We start from the raw sequence: 2,283 nt of genomic DNA on the forward strand, positions 1-2,283 counted from the left end.
AGTCGAAGTCTTCAATGAACAACTACAATCAATTCAAAACAACAGTGTTGCAACCACCGATTGAATCCAAGCAATATGTGAGCATTGTCTACAACCAGCGGCTTTCCCAGCACGGGATTACCGCTTCCACCGGAACGGTTGGCGACTGATATGACACTGATATAACAATGCTCAAGCGGAAAACGTCAACGGCCCCTCACAAGAACGAGTTGATCCATACTCGCAGGTGGGATGATGTTGTCGAGGTGGAAACCGAATTGTGGAAGCACAACCCGCAACAGGGAATAAGAGAAACCACGGCAAACGCCTAGGAACAAACCCCAGGGCACTTCACCCCGCACACAAAAACCGGAAACTCTCTCCAAAAACACCTCGAACTGCTGGTAGTACACTGGGAAGCATTCTTCCGTCTAGACACAATTAGCCCCAGTACCCCCAGCACGAAGGAAGCACAGTAGTTCCTATGTCGGCTTTTGAATCACAGGCATGGCTGCAGCATTACACGCCATCTACCCCGCACACGCTCGATTACGGCAACGTGACCTTGCTGGATGTTTATGACAACAACCTGGCTATCAACCGGAACAAGCCAGCGACGTGGTTTTTCGGCCGCGGCATGTCTTACGGGGAACTCGATGAGCAAGTCCGCGGCATCGCCGCTGGCCTACGTTCCCTTGGCGTCGGCCCGGGTGATCGTGTCGCGCTCATTTTGCCGAACTGCCCGCAGCACGTCGCCGCGTTTTATGCTGTGCTCAAACTGGGCGCGATCGTCGTCGAGCACAACCCGCTCTATACTGCCCACGAGCTGCGCGAACCGTTCCTCAACCACGGTGCACGCGTGGCGATCGTCTGGGATAAATCAGCCGAAACCGTCGAAAAGCTACGCCAGGACCGCGAACTCGCGCTGGAGACGATCATCTCGGTAAACATGATCGAGGCCATGCCGAAGTTCAAACAGTGGGCTTTGCGCATTCCACTGCCGAAAATCCGCGAAACCCGCAAGCAGTTGACCGCCCCAGCTCCGAATACCGTGCCGTTTTCCGTGCTTGCCGACGGCTCCATGGGCGGTTCCGCACGCGATTTCACCCCTGCCGACAGCGTCGACAAGAACACCCCGGCGCTGCTTCTGTACACCTCCGGCACCACTGGCAGCCCGAAAGGCGCGCAGCTGACCCACGGCAATCTGTATGCCAATATCCTGCAGGGCAAACACTGGGTACCCGGCCTGGGCGACCAGCACGAACGACTGCTGGGCGCGCTGCCTATGTTCCACGCGTATGGTCTGACGTTCTTCGGCACGTTGGGGCCCTTCTTGGGTGCGGAGATGGTGCTGCTGCCGTCGCCGCAGATTCCGCTGCTGATGGACATCATGAAAAAACACCCGCCTACATGGATCCCGGGCGTGCCACCGCTGTACGAGAAAATTATCGAAGCGGCCCAGGACAAAGGCATCGACCTGTCCAAGATCCGCAATGCTTTCTCCGGGGCCTCCACCCTGCCGGTGCACACCGTGGAAAACTGGGAGCGCGCCACCTCCGGGCTGCTGGTGGAAGGCTACGGCCTCACTGAATGCTCCCCCATTCTGGTGGGCAACCCGATGAGCGAGGACCGTCGCCCAGGTTATATTGGCGTGCCGTTTCCGGACACGCAGGTGCGCATCGCCAACCCGAACAACCTGGATGAGACGCTTCCCGACGGGCAGGAAGGCGAATTGCTCGCCCGCGGCCCGCAGGTTTTCCACGGTTATTATGACAACCCGGAAGCCACCGAGGCAGCGTTTCACGATGGCTGGTTCCGCACCGGCGATGTCGGAATCATGGAAAAAGACGGCTTTATCCGGCTGGTTTCGCGCATCAAGGAAATCATCATCACGGGTGGATTCAACGTGTACCCGGGCGAGGTGGAAGAGACCATGTTAAGCCACGCCGACGTCGTCGAGTGTGCCGTGGTTGGTCGTCCGCGTTCCGACGGCGCCGAGGATGTCGTGGCCTGCGTGGTGCTTCGCGACGGTGCGGAGCTCAACCCAGAGGGACTGCGTGCCTTCGCCAAGGAACGGCTGACTCCCTACAAGGTGCCGCGCACCTTCTACCACTTTGAGGATCTGGCGAAGGATCAACTGGGTAAAATCCGCCGTCGCGAGGTGCAGGCTGACCTGCTGAAGCGCTTAGAGGATGAGAGCTAGGCTAGCCCTGTTATGTCCATGAGGTTTTTGGACTTGGAGTCCAGCTACTTTTTGGACGCGGAGTCTAGGGACTTTGTGGACGCGGAGTCTCCCCGCTTTTT

At 58.1% G+C, this 2,283-nt stretch carries 1 protein-coding gene; it reads left to right on the plus strand.

The window, feature by feature from the left end; genetic code table 11:
• The first annotated feature begins 463 nt into the window (after positions 1 to 463).
• Positions 464 to 2,182: a long-chain-fatty-acid--CoA ligase gene (locus tag B142_RS0111375; protein WP_018121669.1), complete on the plus strand. Its 1,719-nt coding sequence runs from the start codon at positions 464 to 466 to the stop codon at positions 2,180 to 2,182.
• Positions 2,183 to 2,283: the final 101 nt, after the last annotated feature.

Source organism: Corynebacterium propinquum DSM 44285 (assembly GCF_000375525.1).
Lineage (GTDB): Bacteria > Actinomycetota > Actinomycetes > Mycobacteriales > Mycobacteriaceae > Corynebacterium > Corynebacterium propinquum.

Excerpts from the sequence above, each read along its gene's own strand:
- B142_RS0111375 (WP_018121669.1), top strand. The coding sequence starts at position 464 with ATGTCGGCTTTTGAATCACAGGCATGGCTGCAGCATTACACGCCATCT.